This window comes from Sphingomonas sp. (assembly GCF_051962185.1).
Lineage (GTDB): Bacteria > Pseudomonadota > Alphaproteobacteria > Sphingomonadales > Sphingomonadaceae > Sphingomonas.
On the sequence record NZ_JBQCCN010000062.1, the window covers coordinates 1 to 4237 of the forward strand.

Annotated in this window: 3 protein-coding genes and 1 tRNA gene; 2 read left to right on the forward strand and 2 right to left on the reverse strand. The window is 68.1% G+C overall.

The window, feature by feature from the left end; translation table 11 throughout:
- Window position 1 precedes the first annotated feature (1 nt).
- Together ACTHJR_RS04070 and ACTHJR_RS04075 are read right to left on the reverse strand one after the other, a co-directional pair.
- Window positions 2–74 (reverse strand) — tRNA-Thr (locus ACTHJR_RS04070).
- Between the two features lie 104 nt (window positions 75–178).
- Complete coding sequence (locus tag ACTHJR_RS04075; RefSeq protein ID WP_440521850.1) at window positions 179–790, reverse strand: TetR/AcrR family transcriptional regulator; 612 nt, start codon at window positions 788–790, stop codon at window positions 179–181.
- 348 nt (window positions 791–1138) lie between these two features.
- On the opposite strand from ACTHJR_RS04075, the gene ACTHJR_RS04080 reads away from it, so the two are divergent.
- Together ACTHJR_RS04080 and ACTHJR_RS04085 are read left to right on the forward strand one after the other, a co-directional pair.
- The gene (locus ACTHJR_RS04080) at window positions 1139–2431 is read left to right on the forward strand and encodes a spinster family MFS transporter (protein ID WP_440521848.1); all 1293 of its coding nucleotides are present in this window, start codon (window positions 1139–1141) and stop codon (window positions 2429–2431) included.
- 32 nt (window positions 2432–2463) lie between these two features.
- The gene (locus ACTHJR_RS04085) at window positions 2464–4065 is read left to right on the forward strand and encodes a carboxylesterase/lipase family protein (protein ID WP_440521849.1); all 1602 of its coding nucleotides are present in this window, start codon (window positions 2464–2466) and stop codon (window positions 4063–4065) included.
- Window positions 4066–4237: the final 172 nt, after the last annotated feature.

Below are 4237 nucleotides of genomic sequence, written 5' to 3' on the forward strand. Positions count from 1 at the left end.
GTGCCGCCTACAGGACTCGAACCTGTGACCCCCGCATTACGAATGCGATGCTCTACCAGCTGAGCTAAGGCGGCCCCCAAGCCCGTTGGAGGGCGATGAGGCGGCGGCGCTTACCGCATCTCCCGGGGGCTGACAAGCCATCAGCGGCGCGGTGGCGGCGCCGGGCGATCCGCCCGGCTCAGGCGCAGATCGCGCGCAGGCCGGCGGCCATGAATGTCGCCATCCGCTCCTTCACCGCGACGAAATCGTCGGACCTGGCGAGGCCGCCCGACAATTTGTCGATGCGGCCGGTGCGCGCCAGCGTCAGCATCAGCGCGCCGGTGACGAAATGATAGCCCCAGAAGATGTCCTCTGGCGCGCAATCGGGCATCGCTTTCTTGAGCAGGCCGATCAGCCGCAGCACGACCGGGTCGAAATGCTCGTCCATCAAATCGGCGCCCCATTCGGGGGTGTTGGCGACCTGTGCGCCCAGCTTGGCGTAATTCTTCCAGCCCTCTCCGCCGTTGATGTAGAGGTCGAGGTCGGTGTCGAGAAAGGTGTGCAGCGCGCCCTCGATCGTCGGCTTGCCGCCGCACGCCGCCTCGTAATCGTCGAGCGCCTTCATGCGGAGCTCGCTGGTGACGACCGCGCGGCGCGCGAACACCGCATCGAACAGCGCTTTCTTGTCGGCGAAATAGTAATTGAGCAACGTGTGGTGGACGCCGACCTGCTTGGCGACGTCCTTCAACGTCGTGCCGTGCAGCCCGTGCCGCGAAAACAGCTCCTCGGCCGCGTCGAGGATCTGCTCCATGGTCTCCGCGCGTTGCTCGGCCTTGCGGGACCGGCGCGGCGGTTTGGCGTCGTTCGTCACAGCCATCGTCCTTCCAGCCTGATCGGGCACGCGTCAAGCGCCACGACGCCGATGGCCTGATATATATTCACCCACAAGATAGTGTATATTGACAGCGTTCCGGCTGTCGCGTCATGATGCGCGCCGAGAGCGGACCAGAGCCGCGGCCGGGAACCGGGAGAGGACAATGGATTTTCTGGCGGCGGTCCGCACCCCGCAGTGGGGCGCGTCGGGCGATGGTCGCGCCGACGCCGGTCTCGCGCGGTGCCGCCGCTGATGGCGGGGGTCGGCATTCCCCGGAGCGGGGCCTTGCCCAGGTCCAGTGCTCGCGCCTGGGCGACCCTGGCGGTCCTGACCTTCGTTTATGTCATCAACTTCCTCGATCGTTCGCTGCTCGGCATCCTCGCCAAGCCGATCCAGGACAGTTTGCACATCAGCGACGGCCAGCTCGGCCTGATCGGTGGGCTGTATTTCGCGCTCTTCTATTGCTTCATCGCGATCCCGGTCGGCTGGCTCGCCGATCGCACCAATCGCGTCACCATCCTGTCCTTGGCCTGCGCGATCTGGAGCGCGGCGACGATCTGTTGCGGGCTCGCGGCGACCTATCCGCAGCTGGTCGCGGCACGGATGACGGTCGGTTTCGGCGAGGCGGGGGGCGTGCCGCCGTCCTATGCGCTGATCACCGACAGCTTTCCGCCCGGGCGGCGCGGGATCGCGCTCGGCCTCTACAATCTCGGCCCGCCGCTCGGTGCGGCGCTGGGTATCGCGTTCGGGGCGTCGATCGCGGCGCGGTTCGACTGGCGCGACGCGTTCCTGGCGATCGGCGGGGTCGGCGTGGTCACCGCGATCCTGTTGCGATTGTTCCTGCGCGAGCCCGCCCGCGGCGCCACCGACACCGCGCGGAGTAGCGTCGAGGCGCTCGACGCGCTCGATGCGGCCGCCGACGGCAAGGCCGGGTTCTGGGCGACGCTGGGCATGTTCTTCACCCATCCGGTGCTGATGCTCGCCGCGCTGGGCAGCGGCGCGACGCAATTCGTGACCTATGGCGTGGGCAATTTCGCGGTGCTGTTCCTGATCCGCGAAAAAGGCATGACGCTGTCGGAGGTCGCGATCTGGTACGCGCTGGTCGTGCTGATCGGCATGTGCTCGGGCATGCTGGTGTCGGGTCGGGTGATCGACCATTTCACGCGGCGGTCGCGGCTGGTCTATGCGATGGCGCCAGCCATCTCGCTCGCGCTGGCGCTGCCTTTCTATGTCGGGTTCGTCTGGGCGCCGGGCTGGCCGCTGGCGCTGGTGCTGCTGACCGTCACGATGTTCTTCAATTACTTCTACCTGTCGTCATCGGTCGCGCTGGTCCAGGAGGAAGTGCGGCCCGATCAGCGCGTGCTGGCGGGCGCGTTGCTGTTGCTGGTGATGAACTTCATCGGGCTGGGGCTGGGGCCGACCTGGGTCGGCGCGGCGAGCGACTGGTTCAAGGCGGCGGGCGACGCGCATGCGCTGCGCACCGCGCTCTATACGCTGACGCCCTTCTACCTGATCGCGATCGCGCTTTTCCTCTGGCTGGCCGGCGTCCTGCGGCGCGAAGAAAGGATATCGGACTGACTCGTTTCCGTCCCCTGCTGGCGCTCGGCGCGTTGCTGGTCGCGGCGCCCGCCGCGGCGCAGTCCGGGCCGGTGGTCGACGCGCCGTCGGGGGCGGTGCGCGGCACCAGCGACGGCGCCATCGCAACGTTCCGCGGCATTCCTTATGCCGTGCCGCCGGTCGGCGCGATGCGCTGGCGCCCGCCGGCGCCGATGGCGCGCTGGGCCAAGGTGCGCGACGCCACCGCGTTCGGCCCGGCCTGCGTCCAGCCGCAGGGCAAGTCGGTGTCGGTCTATTCGCCCGCCGCGCCGCTCCCGGTCAGCGAGGATTGCCTGACGCTCAACATCTGGGCGCCGAAGAACGCGAAGAACGCGCCGGTGTTCTTCTGGATTCACGGCGGCGCCCTGGTCACCGGATCGAGCCGGGAGGCGACCTATGACGGCCAGCGGATGGCCGAGCGCGGCGTCATCGTCGTGTCGATCAACTACCGCCTCGGCGTGCTCGGCTGGCTGGCGCACCCGGCGCTCAGCGCGGAATCGCCGCAGCACGTGTCGGGCAATTACGGCCTGCTCGATCAGATCGCGGCGCTGAGCTGGGTCCGCCACAATATCGCGGCGTTCGGCGGCGACCCGAAGAACGTGACGATCGCGGGCGAATCCGCCGGCGCGCTCAGCGTCATGTACTTGCTCGAATCCCCGCTCGCGCGCGGCCTCTATGCCAAGGCGATATCCGAGAGCGGCTACATGATCTCGATGCCCGAGCTCAAGAAGGCGGTCTATGGCGCGCCGTCGGGCGAAGCGGCCGGGCAGATGCTGTCGGGCGCGCTCCAGGCGCCCGATCTCGCCGCGCTGCGCGGGATCGATGCCCAGACCATCACCGACACCGCCGCCAAGCTCGGTTATGGCCCCTGGGGAACGGTCGACGGTCTCGTCCTGCCGATGCAGATGGTCGATGCCTTCGATCAGGGCAAGCAGGCGCCGGTGCCGCTGCTCGCCGGGTTCAACCAGGGCGAGATCCGCTCGCTGATGATCCTGGCGCCCAAGCCGCCCGCGACCGCAGCGGAATATGAGGCGACCATCCGCGAGCGCTATGGCGACCTCGCCGACGCCTTCCTCAAGCTCTATCCGGCGGCGGATTACAAGGAGAGCATCATCGCCGCCACGCGCGACGGGCTCTACGGCTGGACCGCCCAGCGCATGGCGCTGAAGCAGACCGCGATCGGCCAGCGCGCCTATCTCTATCTGTTCGACCATGGTTATCCGGCGATGGACAGCGCCGGCCTGCATGCCTTCCACGCCAGCGAATTGCCCTATGTGTTCGGCACGATCGACACGCTCGGGCCCAATTGGCCGAAGATTCCGGATACCGCCGAAGAGCGCGGGCTGTCCGACGCGATGCTCGATTACTGGACCAGTTTCGCGCGCGACGGCAATCCGGTCGCGGCCAGGGCGCCGGCCTGGCCGGCCTATGGCAGCGCCGCCAATTACATGCATTTCGCCGCGACGCCGGAGCCGTCGAAGGACCTGATGCCGGGCATGTACACGCTCAACGAGGCGGTGATGTGCCGCAAGAAGGCGACCGGCAAGCTCGCGTGGAACTGGAACGTGGGGCTGGCGGCGCCGAAACTGCCGCCCAAGGCAGCGGGATGCGAGTGAGGCTTTGATAAAACTCCCCTCCCTGCAAGGGAGGGGCTGGGGGTGGGTGCGCGCGTCCGCGCGCCCAAAGACGCAAAACCCGATCGCAAAACAGCAGCGGGCGAGGCAGACGGCCCCCTCCGCGGCGCGCCCCCCCCCAAACCCACCCCAGGAGGGGGGGGGTGGAGTTTTG